Source organism: Streptomyces sp. Act143 (genome assembly GCF_003143935.1).
GTDB lineage: Bacteria > Actinomycetota > Actinomycetes > Streptomycetales > Streptomycetaceae > Streptomyces.
This window is the reverse complement of record NZ_QFRX01000001.1, coordinates 4,834,248-4,858,242: the sequence shown is the minus strand read 5'-3', so window position 1 is coordinate 4,858,242 and position 23,995 is coordinate 4,834,248. Positions and strand designations below refer to the sequence as shown.

Sequence of the window (23,995 nt, the reverse complement as noted above, 5' to 3'; positions counted from 1 at the left end):
AACCCGCGAGGTGCCCTGTCCTCGCTGGTCAACCGCGATTTTAACCACTTCTTGGCGGCCGACCCGCCGACGGACGTGAGAGTTCTCTCTAAGTGCCCGCCGACGGGTACCGGTCACACCCCGGTGACGACGGTCAGCGCGCCCGGCGCGCCACCGCCGCCTCGTGCATCCGCTGCTCGGCGATCCGGTCGGCCGCCGCGGCCGGCGGGATACCGTCCGCCTTCGCACGTGCGAATATGGCGAGCGTGGTGTCGTAGATCTTCGCGGCCTTCGCCTTGCACCGGTCGAAGTCGAAACCGTGCAGCTCGTCGGCGACCTGGATGACCCCGCCCGCGTTCACCACGTAGTCCGGCGCGTAGAGGATGCCGCGGTCGGCGAGGTCCTTCTCCACACCCGGGTGTTCGAGCTGGTTGTTGGCCGCGCCGCAGACGATCTTCGCCGTCAGCGCCGGCACCGTGTCGTCGTTGAGGGCGCCGCCCAGCGCGCAGGGGGCGTAGATGTCCAGGCCCTCGGCGCGGATCAGGGTGGCGGTGTCGGCGACGGCCGTCACGCCCGTCGGGTGCGCCGCCAGGATGCGGCCCACGGCCTCCTCGCGGACGTCCGTGATGACGACCTCGGCGCCTTCCTCGCGCAGGTGGGTCACCAGGTGGTGGCCGACCTTGCCGACGCCCGCGATGCCGATCTTCCGGCCGGCCAGCGACGGGTCGCCCCACAGGTGCTCGGCGGAGGCCCGCATGCCCTGGTAGACGCCGAACGCGGTCAGCACGGAGGAGTCGCCCGCGCCGCCGTTCTCCGGCGAACGCCCGGTCGTCCAGCGGCACTCGCGCGCTACGACGTCCATGTCGGCGACGTACGTACCGACGTCGCACGCCGTGACGTAGCGCCCGCCGAGCGAGGCGACGAACCGGCCGTACGCGAGGAGCAGCTCCTCGGACTTGTCGCGGTCCGGGTCGCCGATGATCACGGCCTTGCCGCCGCCGTGGTCCAGGCCGGCCATGGCGTTCTTGTACGACATCCCGCGCGCGAGGTTCAGGGCGTCGGCGACGGCCTCCTCCTCGGTCGCGTACGGGTAGAAGCGCGTGCCGCCGAGTGCGGGGCCCAGCGCGGTGGAGTGGAGGGCGATGACGGCCTTGAGTCCGCTGGCACGGTCCTGGCAGAGCACGACTTGCTCATGACCGCCCTGGTCCGAGTGGAACAGGGTGTGCAGGACGCCGGCTGATACTTCGGTCACTGTGGTGACTCCTGGATGCGTAGCGGCGGTCGGGACCAGCTCCCGTAAGGGTGGCGGGCGCTGTGGGCACGACATTAGAGCCTGACCGGACCCCTCCACCTCGCCGTGCTCAGGATCACCTACCCACGGAGTACCCCCGTGCGACGATTTGCATAGATTTCCCGCCCGTTTGTGAGCGGGTTCCGCAGGTTTTCCTGGCAGCGGGAGGGGGAGGGAGCAGGCGTGCCCAAGGTGTCCTCGGTGGTCGTCCCGTATCCGACCTATCTCCGCGTGTACGAGCCGCTGGCCGCCTTCCCGGAGCCGGAGCGCAGCCACTGGGCGCGCTACGCCCGCCGTCCCGACCGGCCCTCGTACCAGGACGAACTGCGCCGCTCCCTGGCCGACTTGCTGCCCACCCCGCCGGTCGCGGTGCCGGTGCACGAGAGCAGCGACGCCTTCGTGCTGGACGTGGACGGCGTGGTCTGCGTCTGCCCCTGGCGGACCCGGCTGCGCGGCTGGCAGGCGCTGGGGGAGCTGGCCGAGGAGCTGCCGAAGCAGGTCCTGGACGCGGTGCTGCCGGAGGTCGTACGGCAGCAGGCGGCGCGGGACTACGAGCGCTGGCTGATCCGGAACCCGGACGCCCGCCCCTGGATCCGCTCCTCGACCTGGCAGGTGCCGCTGCACTGGTTCGTGCTGGTCGGCGACGAGGAGCGGTCCTTCGACAAGGGGTCGGGGGAGATCCCGGCGATGCTGCGCTACCGGACGCCGATGGTGCAGGCGCGGCGCCGGGTGGCGCGGGCCCTGCGGACCCTGAAGGACACCCTCGACGAGGGGCCGCTCATCGACGGCCTGGTGGACGTGGGGCGTTGGCTGGAGGAGTTCCATCCGCGCTCGCTGGTCGAGCTGGACTACGGCGGCCTGGTGCACACGCTGCCGGCCGGCGAGCTGGAGGACGACCACTCGGCGGCGGACGTGGCCGAGGGCATCGAGGCGCTGCGACGGGGCGACGGGGCCGCCGCCGGGGAGGCATACGGGCGTCTGGTGGAGCGCTGGCGGTCGGTCAGGGACCGGCGCTCGGCGAACTGAGCGCGGCTCAGGTCACGAACGGGTGTTTGACGTGACGCTCGTTTTGGGGTTTTGTCCTCGCACTGAGTTGCCTGCGCCACTTGAGGCGATCCCGACATGGGACGTACGTCACGATCCGGGCGTTCATCTCAACTGAGGCTCAAGCGCGGTCAAGCGTGATGGACCGCACGTACCTGGCCCTTGCGTCTCTTCCCCCTCCTCATGCCAAAATAGGACAAGGGGCCCGGGGGAGGTTCCGCTTTGGGGGGTCTGGTGACTCCTGATCGCTCTGTGACTGATCGTCACAGTGGCGTGACTGTCCGCTATGGCATGGTCCATCGGCGTCTGTCGCCCGATGAACACCTGGGGGGCAATTCCATCGGTTTGGCCGACGCGGCTGGACAGATGGTGTAGTTGTAGTGCCGAGGACAAGCCGTTCGTCCTATAACCGACTCGACTCGCGTCCGCCATTTCGGGCAACGCGGGTCAAGGTGCAGAATTTAGAGGAAAGAACCGAGAAGGTTCGGTTCTCCCGAGGAGGCCGCTCATGACCGCTCGCACCCCTGATGCCGAGCCGCTGCTGACCCCGGCTGAGGTCGCCACCATGTTCCGCGTGGACCCGAAGACGGTCACGCGGTGGGCGAAGGCCGGGAAGCTTACGTCCATCCGCACGCTCGGCGGGCACCGCCGCTACCGCGAGGCGGAGGTCCGTGCACTGCTCGCGGGCATCCCGCAGCAGCGCAGCGAGGCCTGAACCAACTGAATAACGGGCAAACCGGCAGGTCCCCCAACGTGCCGATACGCCCGTGACACCGCTTCAAAAGCTCCAAGCGACGCGGGTTCCGCCCCAACGGGACCCTCGCCCGAGCTCATCCCAGAACCTCACAGGGTGCGTCGTCGATCGCGCTGGACTCCGCCGGGTCCAGCGCGATCTTTTTTGTGCGCCCGGACCGCCCCGCCCACAGCCCTGTGAGCGGGCTTGTCGGAGTCTGGGGAGGGGTGTCGGATCTCCTGTGGACGGCGCCCCCGCGGGCGGCCCGTGGAACCGTCGGCTCCCCCTCCCGACTGGTGCAATTGCACATATTAAATTGACCAGTTGTAGGCGAGGTGTAAGTACCGCGGTTCCAGAAACTCATGCGGTGACTCCCGTCACATGCCAGAGTCCTTGTTGCCGCGGCCGCCCGTGCGCTAGAGGAGGCTCGCGTTCCAGCGTCCCACGCCCGTACGGGTGTTGGGGCCGCCGATGGTCACGCGTCGGCGGGACTTTCGTCCCCCGCCGGCCCGTCGGCCCCCTCCGCGGCACGCGGCGGGGAATCCATCGCCAGCCGCAGCAACTGATGGCAGATCGGGCAGTGACGCGTCAGATGGCGATAGGAGGAAGCGGCCGACAGGTGCGCACGGAGCAGCGCCCGCGTCTCGTGCCTGACCGAAGCCGCCATACGCCACCTCCAGGGGCCACAGAGGGAACGGGCCCTGGTTTCTGGGTACCGAGCGAATGTGACGCCGTCAAGACGGCATGGGGCGACTGAGAACGACTGCGGACGACTGAGTCAGGAGACGTCCACCTGGTCGGCAAACGCAAAGAGGCCCGGATCCGAAGATCCGGGCCACTCACTGCGGTCCTGACGGGATTTGAACCCGCGGCCTCCACCTTGACAGGGTGGCGAGCACTCCAAACTGCTCCACAGGACCAGGTTTCGCCGCGCCATTCGTGCGTTGCGCTGCGAGAAGGACTGTACAGGAGGGTGAGCCCCCTGCGCGAACTCACCCAACGTACAGAGACGGTTACGGCACCGCCGCGTCGATCGCCTTCACGATCCGCTTGTCCGAGATCGGGTACGCCGTACCCAGCGCGTGCGCGAAATAGCTCACCCGAAGCTCCTCGATCATCCAGCGGATGTCCAGCACGGCCGCCGGCACCGGGCGGCCCTGCGGCATCTGCTCCAGCAGCCAGGCGTACTCGTCCTGCATCTCATGCACCTTCTCCATGCGCGTGGTGTCCCGCTGCACGGCCGTCGGCATCTGCTGCAGACGGCGGTCGGCGGCCACCAGGTAGCGCATGAGGTCGGGCAGCCGACGCAGACCCGTCGCCGTCACGAAACCCGGCTTCACAAGGGCATCCAGCTGCTTGCGCACGTCCGTCAGGTTCGCCAGCAGCGCCGGGCTCCGAACGGCCTTCAGACGGCGCTCACAGGCCTGCCAGGCGGCCAGCACCTGCTGCACCTGCCCCACCGTACGGACCGTCGTGTCGACGATCTCCGCGCGCACCTTCTCGTACAGCTTCCGGTACGACTCCTCGTCCCACGCCGGACCCCCGAAGTCACCGATCAGCCTGTCCGCCGCCGCCATCGCGCAGTCCTCGAACAGCGCCTGGACCGTGCCGTGGGGATTGGCCGACAGCGCCAGCTTCTGAGCGTTCGTCAGGTGATCGCTCGCGAATTTCGCCGGATTCACCGGGATGTTGCGCAGGATCAGCCGACGCGTGCCCCGCCACATCGCCTCCGCCTGCTCCGCCTCCGTGTCGAACAGCCGGACCGAGACCGTGTCCCCGTCGTCCACCAGCGCCGGATACGCCTTCACCGGCTGACCCGCCCGCCGCGTCTCGAAGACCCGCGTCAGCGTGCCGATCGTCCAGTCCGCCAGACCCGCGCGCTCCAGGGACTCCCCGCCCTGACGCTCCGCGGTGGCCGCCGCGGCCTGCGACAGGGCCTTCCGCGCCTTCGGCTTCAGCTGGAGCTTCAGCGCCTCCAGATCCTTGTCCTCGGCCAGCTTGCGACGGCGCTCGTCGACGATCCGGAAGGTGATGCGGAGATGGTCCGGGATCTTCGACCAGTCGAAGTCCTCGGCCTCGAAAGGCACCCCGACCATGCGCTTCAGCTCACGGGCCATGGTGATCGTGAGCGGCTCCTGGAGAGGGACCGCCGTGTCCAGGAAACGCCTGGCGAAGTTCGGCGCCGGGACGTAGTTGCGGCGGATCGGCTTCGGGAGGGAACGGATCAGCTCCGTCACCACCTCCTCCCGCAGGCCCGGGATCTGCCAGTCGAAACCCTCGTCCGTGACCTGGTTGAGAACCTGAAGCGGAACGTGCACCGTCACACCGTCGGCATCCGCACCCGGCTCGAACTGATAGGTGACACGGAACTTCAGCTGCCCCTGCCGCCACACATCCGGGTAGTCGGCCTTCGTGACCGCCTCCGCCGACTCCCGGATGAGCATCTCCCGCTCGAAGTCCAGGAAATCGGGCTGCTCCTGCCGCTTGCGCTTCCACCAGGAGTCGAAGTGCGCGCCGGAGACGACATGTTCGGGCACCCGCTGGTCGTAGAAGTCGAACAGCGTGTCGTCATCGACCACGATGTCCCGCCGCCGAGCCCGGTGTTCGAGCTCCTCGACCTCGCTCAGCAGCTTGCGGTTGTCGGCGTAGAACTTGTGATGCGTACGCCAGTCACCCTCGACGAGCGCATTGCGAATGAAAAGCTCGCGCGATGTCTCCGGGTCGATCCGGCCGTAGTTGACCTTGCGCTGGGCGACGATCGGCACGCCGTACAGCGTGACCTTCTCGTACGCCATCACCGCGGCCTGGTCCTTCTCCCAGTGCGGCTCGGAGTACGTCCGCTTCAGCAGATGCCCGGCCAGCGGCTCCACCCACTCCGGCTCGATCTTCGCGTTCACGCGCGCCCAGAGACGTGAAGTCTCCACCAACTCCGCCGACATGACGAAACGAGGCTGCTTCTTGAACAGCGACGAGCCAGGGAAGATCGCGAACTTGGCACTGCGCGCGCCCAGATACTCGTTCTTGTTGCCGTCCTTCACGTCCTTCATCCCGACATGGGACAGAAGGCCGGCGAGAAGCGACACATGAACGCTCTGCTCGGGCGCGTCATCCTCGTTCAGATGGATCCCCATCTGCTTGGCGACCGTGCGCAGCTGCGTATAGATGTCCTGCCACTCACGGATGCGCAGGAAATTCAGGTACTCCTGCTTGCACATCCGGCGGAAGGAACTGGACCCCCGCTCCTTCTGCTGCTCACGGACATACCGCCACAGATTCAGATAGGCGAGGAAATCACTCGTCTCGTCCCGGAACCGGGCATGCTGCTGATCAGCCTGGGTCTGCTTGTCGGCGGGGCGCTCACGCGGGTCCTGAATGGACAGCGCCGCCGCTATGACCATGACCTCCCGCACACAGCCGTTCTTGTCGGCCTCCAGCACCATCCGGGCAAGGCGCGGATCCACCGGCAACTGCGCGAGCTTGCGACCCGTGTCCGTCAGGCGCTTGCGCGCGTCCTTCTCGGCCGGGTTCAGCGCACCCAGCTCCTGGAGCAACTGCACACCGTCCCGGATATTGCGGTGGTCCGGCGGATCGATGAACGGGAACTTCTCGATGTCACCGAGACCAGCCGCAGTCATCTGAAGGATCACGGACGCGAGGTTCGTCCGCAGGATCTCCGCGTCCGTGAACTCCGGCCGGGCGAGAAAATCATCCTCGCTGTACAGCCGGATACAGACACCGTCCGACGTACGACCACACCGGCCCTTGCGCTGGTTGGCACTGGCCTGCGAGATCGGCTCGATGGGCAGCCGCTGAACCTTCGTGCGATGGCTGTAGCGGGAAATACGGGCGAACCCCGGATCAATGACGTACTTGATACCCGGCACCGTCAACGACGTCTCGGCGACGTTCGTCGCCAGAACGATCCTGCGCCCGGTGTGCGGCTGAAAGACACGGTGCTGCTCGGCATGCGACAGCCGGGCATACAGCGGCAGCACCTCGGTGAACCGGTAGTTCTTCCTGTTCAGCGCGTCGGCCGTGTCACGGATCTCCCGCTCCCCCGAGAGGAACACCAGAATGTCCCCCTTGCCCTCACCCTGAAGCTCCTCGACGGCATCGCAGATCGCGGTGATCTGATCACGGTCCGCGTCCTCGGAATCCTCCTCGAGAAGGGGCCTGTACCGCACCTCCACCGGATACGTCCGCCCACTGACCTCGATGATCGGAGCGTCCCCGAAATGCCGGGAGAACCGCTCCGGATCGATGGTCGCGGAAGTGATGACGACCTTCAGATCCGGCCGCTTCGGCAACAACTGCGCCAGATAGCCCAGCAGGAAGTCGATGTTGAGAGACCGCTCGTGCGCCTCATCGATGATGATCGTGTCGTAGGCACGCAGCTCGCGGTCCGTCTGGATCTCGGCGAGCAGAATGCCGTCCGTCATCAACTTGATGAAGGTGGCATCCGGGTTCACCTGGTCGGTGAACCGCACCTTCCAGCCGACCGCCTCACCCAGCGGCGTGTCCAGCTCCTCAGCGACCCGCTCGGCAACGGTACGCGCAGCGATACGACGGGGCTGGGTGTGCCCGATCATGCCGCGCACCCCGCGCCCCAGCTCCATACAGATCTTCGGGATCTGCGTCGTCTTGCCGGACCCCGTCTCACCGGCCACGATCACCACTTGGTGATCACGGATGGCATCCGCGATCGCGGCCTTCTTCTGGCTGACCGGAAGCTGCTCGGGATAACTGACCGCGGGCACCCGGGCACGCCGCCCGGCCATCCGCTCCTCGGCCCTCGCCACCTCGCCCTCGATCTCGGCGAGCACGGCGGCACGGGCCTCCGGCTTACGGATCTTGCGCGCACCCTCGAGCCGACGACCGATCCGATGCGCGTCACGCAGGGACAGCTCGGCCAGACGAGGAGCGAGGGCGCCGAGGCTGGAGGCGTCGGAGGCGCCGGGGGCGGAAGCGGGATGCGTAGACATACGCGATCCAGGATCTCATCCCGGCGAAATTCCTGGCGAACGCTTTTGCCGCCCACCCCGCCCACCCCGCCCCCCACCTCCCCGAGCGGACGTGTCGTAGCAAGCGATCTACGACACATACAAGAAGGCCCCGATCCGGGGATCGGGGCCTTAGCTGTGGCTGGGGCCGGGGTCGAACCGGCGACCTATCGCTTTTCAGGCGATCGCTCGTACCAACTGAGCTACCCAGCCACGAGGTTCCAGGGAAACCTCAGCGGTCCTGACGGGATTTGAACCCGCGGCCTCCACCTTGACAGGGTGGCGAGCACTCCAAACTGCTCCACAGGACCAAGCTGTTGCGTACGACAGTGTCGCACACGGTGTTGCGTGCCCCCAACGGGATTCGAACCCGTGCTACCGCCTTGAAAGGGCGGCGTCCTAGGCCGCTAGACGATGAGGGCTATCGGCCCGCCTTGCGCTTCGCAGCGCGTCGGGGACGTGAGAAGCATATGGGATGCCGGGAGGTATCGCCAAAACGGTTTAGGGAGTGCTGCGGGAGGGGGTCGGTGACGGCGCCGGGGAGGAGGGCGGGGACGGTGTCGGTGTCGGGGTCGCGCCCGGTCGGTTGTCCTCCGGGAGGTGGCGGCTGACCTCGGCCGTCGTCAGGCCCAGGCCGCCCAGTTTGATCGCGTCCCAGGCCTGCAGGCGGCGGGTGTCGCGGTCGAAGTAGAGGATCGAGGCCTCGATCGGGTCCGGGTACTTGCCCTCGACCGCGCGCAGCCCGCTGCCGCCGGTGGAGCCCTCGACGCGGAGCCGGGTGCCGTACTTCATGACCTCGGTGTCCTGGCGGTGCAGATGGCCGGAGAGGACGAGGGGGACGGTGCCGTCGACCGCGCGGGCGGCCGAGGGTTCGTGGATCACGGCGATGTCGACGGGTTTGCCGGCGGTCGTCGAGGCGCGCAGGGAGGCGGCGAGGCGGGTTCCTGCGGCCTCCTGGGTTTCCTCGGCGCCGGATTTCTCGCTGCGGTCGGGGGTGAACTGGGGGTCGCCGAGGCCGGCGAAGCGCAGTCCGGCGACGGTCTGTGCGCGGCCGTCGTCGAGGACGTGGACGTTCTTGATGTGGTGCAGGTAGCGCTGGGTGAGGGAGGAGTCGTGGTTGCCGCGGACCCAGACGTAGGGGGCGCCGAGGTCGGCGATGGGGTCGAGGAAGCCGTTCTCGGCGGCGGTGCCGTGGTCCATGGTGTCGCCGGAGTCGACGATGACGTTCACCTGGTACTGCTCCACCAGTGAGGCGATGATCTTCCAGCTTGCGGGGTTGAGGTGGATGTCGGAGACGTGCAGGACGCGGATGGTGGTGGGGTCGGGCTGGTAGGCGGGGAGGGTGGAGGTGACGTCGTAGAGCTTGGTCACGTTGGTCACCAGGCGGGCGAGTTCCTGCTGGTAGACGTCGAATTCGGTGACGATGTTGCGGGCGTTGCCGACGAGGGAGGGGGCGGAGGAGAGCAGGCCGGAGAATTTCGGCTGGAGGACCGAGTCGGGGTTCCAGGTGGCGTAGGCCGTTCCGCCGGACGCGGCGAGCAGGGTCAGGGCGAGGCCGCCGGCGGCGAGGGCGCGGCGTGGGCGGCGGTAGACGGCGAGGCCGAGGGTGGTGGCGCCGGCGACGACGGCGACGCAGGAGCGGACGGCGAGGTCGAGGGTGCCGTGCTCGACGTCTTTTGCGACTTCGTCCTGGAGGCCGGAGAGGCGTTCGGGGTGGTCGACGAGGGCTTGGGAGCGGGCGGGGTCGAGTTGGTCGACGTTGACGTCGAGGCGGACCGGGGCGTGGTGGCTGTCGAGCTGGAGGGCGCCGAGCGGGGAGATGTTGATCTTTGTGCCGCCGGTGAGGGAGGGGCGCAGGGTCATCGTGGTGTTCATGGGTCCGACGGGGGTGCGGACGTTGCCGACGATGAGCAGGCCGAGCCAGGCGCCGAGGAGGACGACGGTGATCAGGCCGAGGGCGCGGCCCCAGGGGTGTGGCTGGGGGACGAGTTCGACGGTGGGGTGGGGGCGGCGGGTGCGGTAGTGCCGGGCGAGGGTGCGGGGCGTGCGGTGTATGCGGATCAGGATGTTCAGGACTGCGGCGGGGACGCGGGCCATTGGTGCCGTATGCCCAAGCGCGGGGGTGGATATGCGGGGCTTCGGGGGTGTGTGCGGGGGCTGGCGTCCGGGTCGGGGGCGGGGTGTTCGTTTCGGATTGGCCGCGGGGCTTTGTTCCGGGTCGGGTCCGGGGAGTTTTCGGTCAGCCCCAGCCGAGTTCGTGCAGGCGGGTGTCGTCGATGCCGAAGTGGTGGGCGATTTCGTGGACGACGGTGACGGCGACTTCGTGGACGACGTCGTCGCGGGTTTCGCAGTAGCGCAGGGTTGGGCCCATGTAGATGGAGATGCGGTCGGGGAGGACGCCGGCGTACCACTCGCCGCGTTCGGTGAGGGGGGTGCCCTCGTACAGGCCGAGTAGTTCGGGGTCGTCTGCCGGGGGTTCGTCCTCGACGAAGACCGCCACGTTGTCCATGACCCGGGTCAGCTCGGGTGGGATCTGGTCCAGGGCTTCGGCCACCAGCTCTTCGAAGGCGTCGCGCGTCATTTCCAGCACAGGGTCATTGTCGGGGACGGGGGAGTGATCCGTGGGGTCGGGCGGGCAGGCGCCGGCGCGTGTCCTCTTGCGGGCGGCGGGAGTTGGACAGGTTGACTCCAACAACCGCCCTCGGAGGTGGCTGCCCGTGCGCCCCAACTACGTACCCGTCCGTCTGGTCGCGACGGTCATGGCCGTCGCGGCTGCCGCCGGCTGTATGAGTGTCGGTGATGACGAGGGCGGCAAGAGCGTCAAGCCGTCGCATTCTGCGGGGCACCGGGGTGGCGAGGCGCCGGACGGTGGGGCGGCGGTGTCGGGTGGTGGTGCGGGGTTCGGGGCGGCGGGCGTGGACGGCAAGCACGGGGAGAAGGGGGAGGGTGAGGGCGCGGGCGGTCACGGGGAGTCGGCGTCGCCCTCGGCTTCGGTGTCGGCCGCGGTTGATGCGTCGGCTTCGGCGAGGCCCAAGCCGGGGAAGCCGGACAAGCCGGGGCCTGTGGTTCCCACGAGAGTGCAGCCGACGCCGACGAGGACGCCCGATCCGGAGCCGCCCACGCCGACGCCGGAGCCGCCGGTTCCGTCCTCGGATCCGACGGTGGCTGAGCCTTCGTCCTCGGCGCATCCGGAGACGGAGCCGCAGCTCGTGCAGCGGGAGCCGGCGCCGACGGCGGGGTCGCCGGCGTGAGGGGTGCGGGGGGAGCGGGGCTGCGGATGTGATGTACGTCTAGTCCGGGGGGATCGGTTTGCCTCGGGGGGTGGAGGGTGCGTATGGTGGTAGATCGTTTGATCCCATTTGCCCGGCGCCACCGCAGAGCGCGCCGTGTGGCGCGTACTCTCCCTTGCCGTGGCGGACCGCATTGAGGCGGTCGTATTGCGAATCACGGAGTTGACGGGCGCGTGCCGACGAGACTCCGGAAGGTTTCGCATACGCATGTCCATTTCCAGTTCTGATCACATCGTCCTGCCCGAGAACGGCGACCAGGACGCCGTCGAGGTCGAGGCGCTCGACACCGTCGACGCGGTCGACACCGACGAGTCGGCCGAGAAAACCCCCGAGGTCACCTTCGCCGACCTCGGTCTTCCCGAGGGCGTCGTGCGCAAGCTCGCGCAGAACGGTGTGACCTCCCCCTTCCCGATCCAGGCCGCGACCATCCCGGACGCCCTGGCCGGCAAGGACATCCTCGGCCGTGGCCGTACCGGCTCCGGCAAGACCCTCTCCTTCGGTCTGCCGACGCTGGCGACGCTCGCCGGTGGCCGCACCGAGAAGCACAAGCCCCGCGCGGTCATCCTGACCCCGACCCGTGAGCTCGCCATGCAGGTGGCGGACGCGCTCCAGCCGTACGGCGATGTTCTCGGCCTGCGGATGAAGGTCGTCTGCGGTGGTACGTCGATGGGCAACCAGATCTACGCCCTGGAGCGCGGCGTCGACATCCTCGTCGCCACGCCCGGTCGGCTGCGCGACATCATCAACCGTGGCGCCTGCTCCCTGGAGGACGTGAAGATCACGGTCCTCGACGAGGCCGACCAGATGTCCGACCTGGGCTTCCTGCCCGAGGTCACCGAGCTCCTCGACCAGGTGCCGGCCGGCGGTCAGCGCATGCTCTTCTCCGCGACGATGGAGAACGAGATCAAGACGCTGGTCGACCGCTACCTGAACGACCCGGTCAGCCATGAGGTGGACGCCGCTCAGGGTGCGGTGACGACCATGTCGCACCACATCCTCATCGTGAAGCCCAAGGACAAGGCGCCGGTCACCGCTGCCATCGCCTCCCGCAAGGGCCGCACGATCATCTTCGTGCGCACCCAGCTGGGCGCCGACCGTGTCGCTGAGCAGCTGCGCGAGTCCGGTGTGAAGGCCGACGCGCTGCACGGCGGCATGACCCAGGGCGCCCGCACCCGGACGCTGGCCGACTTCAAGGACGGTTACGTCAACGTCCTGGTCGCCACCGACGTCGCCGCGCGCGGTATCCATGTCGACGGCATCGACCTGGTGCTGAACGTGGACCCGGCCGGCGATCACAAGGACTATCTGCACCGGGCCGGCCGTACGGCGCGTGCGGGGCGTACCGGCACCGTGGTGTCGCTGTCCCTTCCGCACCAGCGGCGGCAGATCTTCCGGCTGATGGAGGACGCGGGCGTCGACGCCTCGCGCCACATCATCCAGGGCGGCAACGCCTTCGATCCCGAGGTCGCCGAGATCACCGGTGCCCGGTCGATGACCGAGGTGCAGGCCGAGTCCGCGGGCAACGCCGCGCAGCAGGCCGAGCGTGAGGTCGCTTCTCTGAGCAAGCAGCTGGAGCGGGCGCAGCGTCGTGCCGCCGAGCTGCGTGAGGAGGCCGACCGTCTCGTCGCCCGGGCCGCCCGCGACCGCGGTGAGGACCCGGAGGCGGCGGTGGCCGAGGCGCAGGCGGAGGCCGTGGCCGCCGTCGAGGCCGCCGCGGTGGCCGTGCCCGAGCAGCCCCTCGCGCAGGACGTCGACCGTGCTGAGGCGTCGGCGCCGTACGAGCGTCGTGAGCGGGGTGACCGGGGCGGTTTCCGTCGTGACGACCGCCGTGATGACCGTCGTGACGACCGTGGTGGGCGTTCCTTCGAGCGTCGGGACAACGACCGCGGTGGTTTCCGTCGGGACGAGCGTCGTGACGACCGTGGTGGCTTCAACCGTGACCGCGGTGACCGTGGCTTCGAGCGCCGGGACAACGACCGGGGCGGTTTCCGTCGGGACGAGCGTCGTGACGACCGTGGTGGCTTCAACCGTGACCGCGGTGACCGTGGCTTCGAGCGCCGGGACAACGACCGCGGTGGCTTCCGCCGTGACGACCGCCGGGACAACGACCGGGGCGGTTTCCGTCGGGACGAGCGTCGTGACGACCGTGGTGGGCGTTCCTTCGAGCGCCGGGACAACGACCGGGGCGGTTTCCGCCGTGACGACCGTCCGGCCGGTCGTTCCTTCGAGCGCCGTGACGAGCGGGGCGGTCACCGTGGCAGCGACCGTCCGTTCAACCGCGACCGCCGTGACGACCGTCCGGGCTTCCGCTCCGGTGGCCACGAGCGTCCGTACGGCCGTCGGGACGACCACCGTGGCACCGGCTCCGGTTCCGGTTCCTCCTTCGGTCGCCGTGACGACAAGCCGCGCTGGAAGCGCAACGGCTGACGCAGTGTGAGAAGGGCCCGTACGACTTCGGTCGTGCGGGCCCTTCGGCGTTTCGGCGTTTCGGCGGGGCCTTGCGGGCGAGCTGTCTGCGGAGCCGGCGGCGGTGGTTTGCCGGACTGCTGGTGATTCGTGAATGTGTTCGAATTCTGTGCGTGGGCTGTGTTAACTTCCGCGCCTCCCTAGCCAGTTGGAGGTGTCGTGGCCTCACGCCACAAGCCCGACCACGCCCCTGCCCGTTCCGTCGTCCTCCTCACCGGAGTGCTCGCCGCCTCCGTCGCCCTGCTGCCGACCGCCCATGCCGACACGGCCCCGGCGACCCTGACGATCGACGCCCCCGACCGCTATCTGCCGCGCGGCCTCAACCTGGAGTCGGCGGGCGGCACGGGCGATCTCGGCCGTCTGGAGCGGGACGGCTCCGAGGACTTCACCGGCTACCGCTGGAGCCCCACGTCCGGCGTCCCGCTCGCCGTCGGCAAGGACCCGGCCGACCCGGCCGCCGAACGCATCGGGGGCCTCGCCTCGGACGTCGTCGGCGTCTACACCCCGGCCGACCGGTCCGTCGAACTGAAGGACATGAAGGCGGGTACGTCGCTCCGCTTCACGCTCCCCGAGGGCCAGACGTACCAAGGCACGTACGGCGAGACGGTGCTGACGGCGACCTGGGCGGCCGACGGCTCCGTGGAGTCGCTGCACCTGCTGCGCCCCCGCGACGACGGGGAGCTGAAGGACACCCCGGTCACCGGCAAGGACGGTGTGAAGCCGGCGTCGTACAAGGTGCTCGGCGGGGACGCCGGCACCCTCGCGATCTGGGTCTCCGGCGACCCGACCGGCCAGGTCGGCCTGGTGGACACGGTCAGCGGGCGGATCACCGGCGTGCTCAAGGGCACGTGGGGCAGCGGTTACACGCAGGTCGCGGTCGGGGAGACGTACGTCGCCTGGTTCGATCCGGCGTACGGCGACCAGAAGGCGCACCTGCTGCGACGGGATGCCCTCGACGGTGCCGAGACGACGGTCGACGTGGTCTCGTCGTACGACCAGCGGGCGTACATCGCGCTGGTCGGCGACTGGGTCGTCTCGCTGCGGCAGACCGCGTCGTTCCGCAACAGTGACGCCCCGAAGGACCGGGGTGAGCCGCTGCTCGCGGCGCCGGTCGGGGGCGGCTCCCCGGTGCGCACGCTGCTGCCGCACGCCCGGCTCGGCGGCGCCTACGGCCTCAACCCGACGCCGGACGGCGGGGTGCTGGTCGCGGGCGGGGCCTCGGCGGGTGACTGGGGTGTGCGGAAGGTCGCGGCGCGGGACGACGGGACGCTCGCGGTGAGCACGGTCAGGTCCGTGGCGCCGAAGGCGGGCACGTACGGCGCGGTGACGCTGGCGGCCGGGGACCTGGCGACCAGCGAGCCGGACACCAATTACCTGCCCTCCCTCTACAAGCGCCACATCGACCTCGGCGCGCTGTCCGCGGGGGAGCGCAGCCTGGTCGCCCAGCCGCCGCTGAGCACCGACGGCACCGGCGGCTCGGCGGGCGGCGGCGCGGTCGCGCTGGGCGACGGCGCGTTCGTCCACCCGGCGGGCAGCGGGATCGACGTACGGTCGGCGCAGGACGACGCGGTGTCGATCGCCGTGCCGGGCGGCGGGCAGGTCGTGGACGCGTCGGGGCGGTACGTCGTCTTCGGGTACGGCTACATGTCCGGGTTCGGCAGTTACCAGCAGTACGTCGTCGACCGTGAGAAGCCCGGCTCCGACAAGGTCCTGCTCACCCGGCCCGCGTCGGCGGCGGCCGTCTGGGGCAGCAGCTTCTGGACGCCGGGTGACACCAAGGGGACGGTGCGGTCGACCGACCTGAAGTCGGGGGCCACGGAGAGTTTCGCGCTCGGCAAGGAGTGCACGCCCACCGACCTGCAGGCGGTGGGGCGCTGGGTGTACTGGACGTGTGCGGCCGCCGGCGATCCGGCCGGCTCCGGCGTCTGGGACCGGGAGACCGGCCGCATGATCGACGTGCCGGCGGACGGCGAGCTGGGCGACGGGTATGTGGTCGTGCACGACGAGGGGGCCGGGGAGCTGCGGCTGCTCGACTTCCACACGGCCGACGGCGTGCAGACCCGGGTGCTGGCGGCGGAGCTGCCGGGGTACCTGTCGCACGGCGCCTACGCGGTCGACCGCTTCGGCGGCGGCGTGGCCTACCTTCCCGAGCGGGGTAAGCCGGGGGCGATGCGGGTGGCGGCCTCCGGGGTGCCGACGTCGGCGCTGACCGCCGTCGAGGCGCACGCCGGGTACGCGGACGGCCGGTGGACCGGTTCCTGGCAGCTTTCCAAACCGGCGGCCCCTGGCGCGTACGTCGTCGTCAAGGACGGGTCCGGGGCGACCGTGCGGACCCTGCCCGCGGTCCAGCGGGGCGCCGCGCTCCACGTGGTGTGGGACGGGGCGGTCGACGACGGCACCTACAGCTGGGAACTGGTGGCCGCGCCGGGCGACGGGCAGGGGGCGGAGCTGCGGTTGAACGGCGGCGTGTAGAGGGTGAGAGGTTCTCGGAGGCGGTCGGCCCCGTAGCCGCGTTGTGACGTGTGTCACGCCCCCAGTGAGGGAATTGCTGGGGGCATGACAGATGACGACATAGCGAGCGGGCAGGCCGAAGTCCCCGGCCCCTCAGGTCTCCCCGGCCCCTCAGGTCTCTCCGGTCCCTCCGGCCTCTCCGGCCTCTCCGGCCCCTCCGGTCCCTCCGGCCCCTCCGGCCTCTCCGATGAGGAACGGCTTGCCCAGCTCGGCTACACGCAGGTTCTCGCCCGCCGCATGTCGGCGTTCTCCAACTACGCGGTCTCCTTCACGATCATCTCGGTCCTGTCGGGCTGCCTGACGCTGTATCTGTTCGGCATGAACACCGGCGGCCCGGCGGTGATCACCTGGGGGTGGGTCGCCGTCGGGCTGATGACCCTCTTCGTCGGCTTGTCGATGGCCGAGATCTGCTCGGCGTACCCGACGTCCGCGGGGCTCTACTTCTGGGCGCACCGCCTCGCCCCGCCGCGGAGCGCCGCCGCCTGGGCGTGGTTCACGGGCTGGTTCAACGTGCTCGGGCAGGTCGCCGTGACCGCCGGCATCGACTTCGGGGCCGCGTCCTTCCTCGGCGCGTACCTGAACCTCCAGTTCGACTTCGAGGTGACCCCGGGCCGGACGATGCTGCTGTTCGCGGCAATCCTTCTCCTGCACGGCCTGCTGAACACCTTCGGCGTGCGGATCGTCGCGCTCCTCAACAGCGTGAGCGTGTGGTGGCACGTGCTCGGCGTGGGGGTCATCGTCGGGGCGCTGACCTTCGCCCCGGACCACCACCAGTCCGCGTCCTTCGTGTTCACCGAGTTCGTCAACAACACCGGCTGGGGGAGCGGGGTGTACGTCGTCGCCCTCGGGCTGCTGATGGCCCAGTACACCTTCACCGGCTACGACGCCTCCGCCCACATGACCGAGGAGACGCACGACGCGTCGACGGCCGGACCGAAGGGCATCGTGCGGTCGATCTGGACCTCGTGGATCGCCGGATTCGTGCTGCTGCTGGGCTTCACGTTCGCCATCCAGTCGTACGAGGGTGCCCTGGAGTCCCCGACGGGCGCGCCGCCCGCCCAGATCCTGCTCGACGCGCTGGGCGCGACCGGCGGAAAGCTGCTGCTGCTCGTCGTCATCGGGGCGCAGCTGTTCTGCGGGATGGCGTCCGTGACCGCCAACAGCCGCATGATCTACGCGTTCTCGCGGGACGGGGCGCTGCCGTGGTCGCACCTGTGGCACACCGTCAGCCCGCGCACCCGGACACCGGTCGCGGCGGTGTGGCTGGCGGCGGGCGGCGCGCTGGTGCTCGGGCTGCCGTACCTGATCAATGTGACCGCGTACGCGGCGGTGACCTCGATCGCGGTCATCGGTCTCTACATCGCGTACGTGATCCCGACGCTGCTGCGGCTGCGCAGGGGCGAGGAGTTCGAGCGCGGGCCGTGGCACCTGGGCCGCTGGTCGAGGGCGATCGGGGTGGTGTCGGTGGGGTGGGTCGGCGTGATCACGGTGCTGTTCATGCTGCCGCAGGTCTCGCCGGTCACCTGGGAGACCTTCAACTACGCGCCGGTGGCCGTTCTGGTGGTCCTCGGCTTCGCGGCGACCTGGTGGCTGGCCTCGGCCCGGCGCTGGTTCCTCAATCCCGACCACGAGCGGACGCGGGAGAGGGAAGCGGCCCGCAAGGGTGCCCCCGAACCGGTCGATCCGTGATCTTTGCGGCCGGTCCCCCGAGCCCGGCGCGGCCGTGTCACCAATACCCGATCGGAGACACGGCCGCGTCCGGCTATGCTCGGGGAGGCAACATCGCCTGGGCCCTTAGCTCAATTGGCAGAGCAGTGGACTTTTAATCCATTGGTTGTGGGTTCGAGTCCCACAGGGCCTACGGTGACGGCGCCCGAGCCGGTTCGACCGGCTCGGGCGCCGTTCTGTTCGCGGCGTCGGTGCGGGCCGCGCATCGTCTCCGCCGATGCCCGGGCGGAGACGTAGGTTGGGCCCATGTCGACGCCACCGGTGATCCTGCTGCTGTCGGGGAGCCTGCGCTCCGGCTCCACCAACGAGGCCGTGCTGCGCACCGCGCGGGCCGTGGCGCCGTCGGTGCGGGTGCGGGCCGTTCTGTACGACGGTCTCGCCGGCCTTCCGCACTTCAACCCCGATGACGACACCGATCCGCTGCCCGTGCCCGTGGCCGGGCTGAGGGAGGCGATCGACTCGGCGGCCGGGATGCTGATCTGCACGCCGGAGTACGCCGGGACGCTGCCGGGGTCGTTCAAGAACCTGCTGGACTGGACGGTCGGCGGCACCGAGATCTGCGACAAGCCGGTCGCCTGGGTCGGCGCGGCGGCGCCGGGGCGTGGCGGGGGTGCGGAGGCCACCCTGCGGACGGTGCTGGGCTACACCGGCGCCGACATCGTGGCGCCGGCCTGCGTGAACCTCCCGGTGGACCGGGGGATGCTCGGCGCCGACGGTACCGTCACCGACCCGGAGTTCCGCCGCCGTGTCGGCGAGACCCTCACCCTGCTGGCCGCGGCGGCGGACGCGCGGACCCGCGCCTTGGCCGCGGACGGGGCCGCGGACGCGGGTCAGGCGTGAGCGCCGACGCGGACGTCTCCGTACCCGAGGCCGGCGCGGAGGTGTCCGTACCCGAGGCCGGCGCGGAGGTGTCCGCCCCCGGCGCGAACCTCCCCGCCCCCGGCACCGATGCGACCCTCACCGCGCCCCACGTCCTCGACCTCTGGCGCCGGCGACTGGGTCAGCGTGGCAGCCGCCTCACCGGCTCACCGGCCTGCCCGCGCTCGAGAAGCTCGGCCTGCCGCCGCACGACAGCGGCCACCGCCGGGTGCTGCCCGTGCCGGCCCACCTCGCGCACACGCCGCGGAAGTGGCTATCCGACGCTCAACTCGCCCAGGGGCAGGGTGTGCTGGGTCTGGAGGACCTTCGCCCGCAGGTAGCGGACGTTGTGGGCGGTGGTGAAGACGCCGGTGGGGACGCGGTCGCGGACGTCGATGCCGAGGTCGCGCAACTGGGCTGCCTTGTCGGGGTTGTTGGAGAGCAGGTCGAGGCGGGAGATGCCGAGGGCCCGCAGCATCTGCGCGGCCGCGGTGTAGTCCCGGTCGTCCTCGGGCAGGCCCAGCGCGGTGTTCGCGGCGTAGGTGTCGAGGCCCTGGTCCTGGAGGGCGTACGCGTCGAGCTTGTTGTAGAGGCCGATGCCGCGGCCCTCCTGGCGGAGGTACAGCAGCACGCCGCCGCGGTCGGCGATGCGCTCGACGGCCTCGCGCAGCTGCGGGCCGCAGTCGCAGCGGGCGGAACCGAAGACATCGCCGGTGAGGCACTCGGAGTGCAGCCGGACCAGCGGGTCGGGGCCCGGCTCGCCGAGGACGACCGCCAGGTGTTCCTGGCCGTCGACCAGCCCGTGGAAGGTGACCAGCTCGGAGTCGACGCGGTAGCCGTCACCGAAACGCAGGGGCACGCGGACACGGGAGCGCTGGGTCGCGGCGGGGATGTCAGTCATGCGGGTACTCCGGTCCGTAGACATATCTGCTTCAGATTTGAATCAGATCTACGGTTCGAGACCCTACCCCATGCTTTAAATTTGAAGCAACAGGTGTATGGCGCTCGTCACGAACAGGACGGGGACGACCGGCGCCGCCACGGAACCTCGTCCCCCGTGTCCTCCTGCAGCCCGTCCGCGATCGCCCTGGAGATCTCCTCCAGCTGCCCCACCTGCTCCGGGGTGAGCCGGTCGAAGAGGGCGGACCGGACCGTCTCGACATGTCCCGGCGCCGTCCGCTCCACCTCCGCCATCCCCTCGTCGGTCAGCACCGCGATGCTCCCGCGCTTGTCCCAGCGACAGCTCTCCCGCCCGACCAGCCCGTCCTTCTCCAGCCGGGTCACGGCGTACGTGAGCCGCGGCCGGGTGATCTTCAGCCCCTCGGCGAGATCGGTCATCCGCAGCCGCCGCTCCGGCGCCTCGGAAAGGGTGGAGAGGATGGAGTAGTACAGGTGCGGCATGCCGGCGTCCTGCTGGAGCTGCCGGTCGATCGCGTCCTCCAGGAGATGCGCCGCGGCGATGTACGCGCGCCAGGCGCGCTGCTCCTCGGGGGTGAGCCAGCGAGTCGTCATGCCACCAGTGTAGGTTTGTTTCAAACTTGAACCAAGCGCAGCACGTCATCGTCCAAGAGCCGCACGTCACAGTGAGAGGGATCGCGCCGATGCCCCACCCCTACGTCCTCCTCTCCGCCGCCGTCTCCCTCGACGGCTACCTGGACGACACCGGCCCCGACCGCCTCCTGCTCTCCTCCCCGGCCGACTTCGACCGCGTCGACGAGGTCCGCGCCTCCGTCGACGCGATCCTGATCGGCGCCGGCACCATCCGCGCCGACAACCCGCGGCTGCTGGTGAACTCCGCCGAGCGGCGCGCGGCCCGGGTGGCGGCGGGCAGGCCGGAGTACCCGCTGAAGGTCACGGTGAGCGGCTCGGGAGACCTGGACCCGGCCGCGAAGTTCTGGCACACGGGGGGCGACAAGGTCCTCTACACGACCGACAAGGGCGCCGAACGGGCCGCGGCAGCGGGCCTGGCCGCCGACGTGGTCTCCCTGGGCCCCGAACTCGACTGGCCCCGGCTCCTGGCGGACCTCTCCGCGCGCGGCGTGGACCGCCTGATGGTCGAGGGCGGCGGCCGTATCCACACCCAGCTCCTCCAGCAGGACCTCGCCGACGAACTCCAGCTGATCCTGGCGCCCCTGTTCGTCGGTGCCCCGGAGGCACCCCGCCTCTTCGGCCCCGGCGGTTACCAGGGCGGCCGCCTCCGGCTGGTGGAAACCCGGCGGATCGAGGACGTCGTCCTCATGCGCTACGAACCCACCGCCCCCGGCACCGGCCCCCTCGCCGCCCCCGCCGACCACCACTGGCTCCGCCTCGCCTGCGAACTGGCGGCCCTGTGCCCGCCCTCGCGGACCGCGTTCAGCGTGGGCGCGGTCGTGGTCGCTGCCGACGGCACCGAGCTCGCCCGCGGACATTCGAGGGAGGGCGACGACCCCGTCGTACATGCCGAGGAGGCCGCCCTGGCGAAGATCGACGCGGACGACCCCCGGCTGGCGTCGGCGACGGTCTACAGCAGCCTGGAGCCGTGCGCCCGACGCGCCTCCCGCCCGGCACCCTGCGCCCGGCTGATCCTCGACGCCGGGGTGCGGCGGGTGGTCACGGCCTGGCGGGAGCCGGACACGTTCGTGACGGCGGCGGACGGCAACGGGCTGCTGGCGGCGCGGGGCGTCGACGTCGTCGTACTGCCGGAGTACGAGGAGCGGGCGAAGGCGCCCAACCAGCATCTGCTGTCGTAGCGTCAGCCGACCGATCGGCCCAACAGATCCTGCGCCCCCGCATCCCCCGGGCGACGCTTCCCCTATGAGGCCCCGACTTACCGCCGTTCTCCTGCTGGTCCCCCTGCTCGCCACCGCGTGCGGGACGACCGGCGCCGACACCCGCACCATGGCCCGCGCCCTCCCCGCGGACGCCGCCTTCACCCACCCCGGCGTGCTCGTCAGCGACGCCCAGCTGGACGCCGTGAAGGAGAACGTCACCGCGGGGAAGCAGCCGTGGCTGAAGGCCTACTTCGACATGCGGGACAGCAAGTACGGGGCGTACAAGTACCGGGCCGAGCCGTACGCCAGCGTCGACTGTCCCGGCGGCGACCACGCCGACCGGGCCGCGCACGGGTGCGTCGAGGAGCGCGAGGACGCCATCGCCGCCTACACCCAGGCCCTGCTCTTCCGGATCACCGGCAAGCAGCAGCACGCCGTGAAGGCGCGGGAGATCATGGACGCCTGGTCGGCGAAGATGCGGCGGCACACCGAAGAGGACGCCGGGCTGCAGACCGGGTGGGCGGGGTCGACCTGGGCGCGGGCCGCCGAGATCGTCCGGCACAGCGCCGGCGCGGGCTGGCCGGAGGACCGGGTCGCGCGGTTCGAGACCATGCTGCGGACGGCCTACCTGCCGACCGTCACCCGCAAGGTCCCCGACTACAACGGCAACTGGGACCTGGTGATGACGGACGCGGCCATCGGGATCGCCGTCTTCCTGGAGGACCGGGCGGCCTTCGACCACGCCCTGCAGCGGTTCCGGGAGCGCGTCCCCGCCTACTTCTACCTGGAGAAGGACGGCAGGCTGCCGCTCACGCCCAAGGGCTCCAGCGTCACCACGCCGCAGAAGCTGACGACGTACTGGTTCGGGCAGAAGACGTACAAGGACGGCATGTCCCAGGAGACCTGCCGCAACTTCAAGCATGTCGGCTACTCCATCGCTGCCACCGCCCACATCGCCGAGACCGCCTGGCACCAGGGCGTCGACCTCTACGGCGAGGTGAAGGACCGGCTCAAGAGCACCCTCGCCTTCCACTCCCGCTACCAGGCCGGCGAGTCCGCGCCCGTGTGGCTGTGCGGCGGGAAGGTGGACCGGAACATGGGCCCGGACCTGGAGGTCGCCCTCAACCACCTGGAGGACCGCCTCGACGTCTCGGTCCCCGCCGCCCACAAGCTCGCCGAGGAAACCCGCCCGGCGGGCACCGACGACCTTTTCGTCTCCTGGGAGACCCTGACCCACGCCGGTAACCCGGGCAGCTGAAAACCGCAGGTGAGCGGGGTGTGCAGGTTGAGCCGCTCCGTCAGCGGTGAGTCCTGCTGCGACTCCGGATTCCATGGTGCGTCAGCAGCGGGCCGATCGGCTGATCTTCGGCAATCGTGCGGCCCACCGGGACGGACCGTTGGGCTGGGGTCCGGTGCAAGGAACCGGAGAGCGTGCCCCGCATCCCGGGGGGCGTCGCCGAGCGCATGAGTCTGCTCGCCCCGGCGACGCCCGACGCTTGCGGCGGTCAGGCCGTATGGGAGCGGGTCGAGGTGATCACGACGGATGTGTAGGGCATGGTGGCCCGGCCGCCGAGCCTGTCGATTGCGGTCCCGGCGCTGTCCAGGACCTCCGCCATTTTGTCTGCGGGGAGTTGGGTGAGGCCGCCGAAGGTGGGGAGCTGGTCGAGCCACTCTTCTCGGGAGTAGGTGCGCTCCCAGGCGAAGCGCCACTGCTCGGGCTCGCTGAAGCTGCCGGTCTGGCGGATCCCGTCGGCGATTTTCGCGAACAGTGGCTGGTAGGCGTCCACGGCCGAGCCTCTCAGCAGGCCGGGGTTGAACGGGGAATCGGGGGCGACCCGCTGGAGTGCTTCGGCGAGGGCGTCGATCACCTCGGCCGGGAGTTGGGGGACGTGGTGGAAGGGGGCGAGTCGGCCGCCGGGCCGGAGCACCTGGGCCGCTTTGGCCGCGCCGGCGACGGGGTCCACCCAGTGCCAGGCGGTGCCGGCGATGACCGCGTCGAACTGCCGCCCGGCCGGCTGCCAGTCCTCGAACCTGGCGACCTCGACCTCGACACCGCTGCGTCGAGCGAAGGTGGCCATCCGCTCGTCGGGCTCGACACCGAGCACCGTGCAGCCGGCCGCCTGGAATTGCCGGGCCTCGATGCCGGTCCCGGCTCCGACGTCGAGGACATGCCGACCGGGGCTTGCCGCGACGACCCTGTCCACCAGGGCCTGCGGATACGGCGGCCGGGCGCGGTCATAGCGTTCGGCGTCCACGCCGAACGACTCGGCTGTCTGCCGGTGGCGGTGGGGCTCGGGGCCGGAACGGTCCGGCTGTCCCTGCGATAAAGTGGGCATGCGCCCACA

General features: G+C 70.1%; 17 protein-coding genes and 5 tRNA genes. 10 read left to right on the top strand and 12 right to left on the bottom strand.

The window, feature by feature from the left end:
* Positions 1 to 133: 133 nt before the first annotated feature.
* Positions 134 to 1,231 carry a Glu/Leu/Phe/Val dehydrogenase dimerization domain-containing protein gene (locus DI272_RS21925; RefSeq protein ID WP_109497004.1) on the bottom strand — a complete coding sequence of 366 codons (1,098 nt, stop codon included), beginning with the start codon at positions 1,229 to 1,231 and terminating at the stop codon, positions 134 to 136.
* Positions 1,232 to 1,453: 222 nt separating this feature from the next.
* Between DI272_RS21925 and DI272_RS21920 the strand changes: the two genes are divergently transcribed.
* Together DI272_RS21920 and bldC are read left to right on the top strand one after the other, a co-directional pair.
* Positions 1,454 to 2,296: a hypothetical protein gene (locus DI272_RS21920; protein ID WP_109497003.1), complete on the top strand. Its 843-nt coding sequence runs from the start codon at positions 1,454 to 1,456 to the stop codon at positions 2,294 to 2,296.
* Positions 2,297 to 2,822: 526 nt separating this feature from the next.
* Positions 2,823 to 3,029 (top strand): developmental transcriptional regulator BldC, encoded by a 207-nt coding sequence (bldC, locus tag DI272_RS21915; protein WP_003949541.1) that lies wholly within the window; start codon positions 2,823 to 2,825, stop codon positions 3,027 to 3,029.
* A 493-nt stretch (positions 3,030 to 3,522) separates the two neighbouring features.
* Here bldC and DI272_RS44905 read toward each other — a convergent pair whose 3' ends face one another.
* From DI272_RS44905 to DI272_RS21875, 8 genes are all read right to left on the bottom strand, one after another.
* Positions 3,523 to 3,714, bottom strand: a complete 192-nt coding sequence (locus DI272_RS44905) for a DUF6274 family protein (protein ID WP_109497002.1) — start codon at positions 3,712 to 3,714, stop codon at positions 3,523 to 3,525.
* 178 nt (positions 3,715 to 3,892) lie between these two features.
* A tRNA-Asp gene (locus tag DI272_RS21905) sits at positions 3,893 to 3,967 on the bottom strand.
* Positions 3,968 to 4,060: 93 nt separating this feature from the next.
* The gene (gene hrpA, locus DI272_RS21900; protein WP_109497001.1) at positions 4,061 to 8,029 is read right to left on the bottom strand and encodes an ATP-dependent RNA helicase HrpA; all 3,969 of its coding nucleotides are present in this window, start codon (positions 8,027 to 8,029) and stop codon (positions 4,061 to 4,063) included.
* Between the two features lie 157 nt (positions 8,030 to 8,186).
* Positions 8,187 to 8,260: transfer RNA gene (locus DI272_RS21895), tRNA-Phe, on the bottom strand.
* 23 nt (positions 8,261 to 8,283) lie between these two features.
* Positions 8,284 to 8,358 (bottom strand) — tRNA-Asp (locus DI272_RS21890).
* Positions 8,359 to 8,396: 38 nt separating this feature from the next.
* Positions 8,397 to 8,469, bottom strand: a tRNA-Glu gene (locus tag DI272_RS21885).
* A 79-nt stretch (positions 8,470 to 8,548) separates the two neighbouring features.
* Positions 8,549 to 10,144, bottom strand: a complete 1,596-nt coding sequence (locus DI272_RS21880; RefSeq protein ID WP_109497000.1) for a metallophosphoesterase — start codon at positions 10,142 to 10,144, stop codon at positions 8,549 to 8,551.
* A 142-nt stretch (positions 10,145 to 10,286) separates the two neighbouring features.
* Positions 10,287 to 10,637, bottom strand: a complete 351-nt coding sequence (locus DI272_RS21875; RefSeq protein ID WP_109496999.1) for a metallopeptidase family protein — start codon at positions 10,635 to 10,637, stop codon at positions 10,287 to 10,289.
* 127 nt (positions 10,638 to 10,764) lie between these two features.
* On the opposite strand from DI272_RS21875, the gene DI272_RS45435 reads away from it, so the two are divergent.
* The 6 genes from DI272_RS45435 (at position 10,765) to DI272_RS21845 (ending at position 18,882) form a co-directional block, all read left to right on the top strand.
* Positions 10,765 to 11,298: a hypothetical protein gene (locus DI272_RS45435; RefSeq protein ID WP_109496998.1), complete on the top strand. Its 534-nt coding sequence runs from the start codon at positions 10,765 to 10,767 to the stop codon at positions 11,296 to 11,298.
* A 246-nt stretch (positions 11,299 to 11,544) separates the two neighbouring features.
* The gene (locus tag DI272_RS21865; protein WP_109496997.1) at positions 11,545 to 13,764 is read left to right on the top strand and encodes a DEAD/DEAH box helicase; all 2,220 of its coding nucleotides are present in this window, start codon (positions 11,545 to 11,547) and stop codon (positions 13,762 to 13,764) included.
* A gap of 198 nt (positions 13,765 to 13,962) precedes the next feature.
* Entirely contained in the window at positions 13,963 to 16,275 is a 2,313-nt protein-coding gene (locus DI272_RS21860; protein ID WP_109496996.1) for a hypothetical protein, read from the top strand.
* Positions 16,276 to 16,359: 84 nt separating this feature from the next.
* A complete protein-coding gene (locus tag DI272_RS21855; RefSeq protein ID WP_109496995.1) occupies positions 16,360 to 18,003 on the top strand; it encodes an amino acid permease in 1,644 nt (547 codons plus the stop codon).
* Between the two features lie 99 nt (positions 18,004 to 18,102).
* A tRNA-Lys gene (locus DI272_RS21850) sits at positions 18,103 to 18,175 on the top strand.
* A gap of 113 nt (positions 18,176 to 18,288) precedes the next feature.
* Positions 18,289 to 18,882, top strand: coding sequence for an NADPH-dependent FMN reductase (locus tag DI272_RS21845; protein WP_109496994.1), 594 nt, complete (start codon positions 18,289 to 18,291; stop codon positions 18,880 to 18,882).
* 292 nt (positions 18,883 to 19,174) lie between these two features.
* On the opposite strand, the gene ribA is transcribed toward DI272_RS21845, so the two are convergent.
* Positions 19,175 to 19,801 carry a GTP cyclohydrolase II gene (gene ribA / locus DI272_RS21840; protein ID WP_109496993.1) on the bottom strand — a complete coding sequence of 209 codons (627 nt, stop codon included), beginning with the start codon at positions 19,799 to 19,801 and terminating at the stop codon, positions 19,175 to 19,177.
* A gap of 107 nt (positions 19,802 to 19,908) precedes the next feature.
* Complete coding sequence (locus tag DI272_RS21835; RefSeq protein ID WP_109496992.1) at positions 19,909 to 20,412, bottom strand: MarR family winged helix-turn-helix transcriptional regulator; 504 nt, start codon at positions 20,410 to 20,412, stop codon at positions 19,909 to 19,911.
* Between the two features lie 89 nt (positions 20,413 to 20,501).
* Between DI272_RS21835 and DI272_RS21830 the strand changes: the two genes are divergently transcribed.
* Both DI272_RS21830 and DI272_RS21825 read left to right on the top strand, forming a co-directional pair.
* A complete protein-coding gene (locus DI272_RS21830; protein WP_109496991.1) occupies positions 20,502 to 21,629 on the top strand; it encodes a dihydrofolate reductase family protein in 1,128 nt (375 codons plus the stop codon).
* A 64-nt stretch (positions 21,630 to 21,693) separates the two neighbouring features.
* Positions 21,694 to 22,908, top strand: coding sequence for an alginate lyase family protein (locus DI272_RS21825; RefSeq protein ID WP_258314626.1), 1,215 nt, complete (start codon positions 21,694 to 21,696; stop codon positions 22,906 to 22,908).
* Between the two features lie 247 nt (positions 22,909 to 23,155).
* On the opposite strand, the gene DI272_RS21820 is transcribed toward DI272_RS21825, so the two are convergent.
* On the bottom strand, positions 23,156 to 23,986 hold the full coding sequence (locus DI272_RS21820; RefSeq protein WP_181387274.1) for a class I SAM-dependent methyltransferase: 831 nt from the start codon (positions 23,984 to 23,986) through the stop codon (positions 23,156 to 23,158).
* Between the last annotated feature and the right edge of the window lie 9 nt (positions 23,987 to 23,995).